The sequence below is a fragment of the Arthrobacter sp. SPT-J7 genome (assembly GCF_059089965.1).
This window is the reverse complement of sequence record NZ_JBNHFF010000547.1, coordinates 1-541: the sequence shown is the minus strand read 5'-3', so window position 1 is coordinate 541 and position 541 is coordinate 1. Positions and strand designations below refer to the sequence as shown.

The following is a 541-nucleotide window of genomic DNA, read 5'->3' as shown; positions in this document are numbered from 1 at the left end:
CATACGGTCTGGAACTAAGAATATCCTCTGGTCTACTGCATTGACGGGTGATGCGGAGCATGCCTGGCGGAGGTGTCGTGCCAGCAAATCCTGCGACGGGTGGGTCATGCTAACCCTATGGGGAAATCTGTAGCACCTTGGGTCCGGAACAGAGGCTTGGGCCGTCTTCTGGCCCAAGAGACGAGCGTATCCGACCTTATTCAATTCCTAAGTGACCGTGACGCATCGCCCTGGGCCGAACTCGTCGGTTTCGTGCCGGACGAGGTCTCCCGCGAGGTGCGAGAAGCCAATAACGCTGACTTGCTGCTGACTTCCGGTTCACGCTCAGCAGTGGTCGAGGTGAAGCTTGGGCACCTGATGAGCGATCAACAGCAGGAGAAGTACGAGGCGCTCACTTCCAGCCCAGACCTCTACTTGGCCGCTTTGGCCTCGGACAAGCTTAGGCTGAGAAACGGCGCCGGGCGATGGAGCTTCGTCAGTCTGAGCGACCTCGTCCACCTCTGGGAGTTCGCCGCCGACGAACTGGCCTGCCGCTTGGCCA

The 541-nt window shown here is 59.7% G+C and carries 1 protein-coding gene; it reads left to right on the top strand.

Features of this window, described 5'->3' with window-relative positions; genetic code table 11:
• Nucleotides 1-156: 156 nt before the first annotated feature.
• A partial coding sequence (locus AC5RWX_RS34185; protein WP_494100559.1) for a hypothetical protein occupies nt 157-541 on the top strand: 385 nt, incomplete at its 3' end.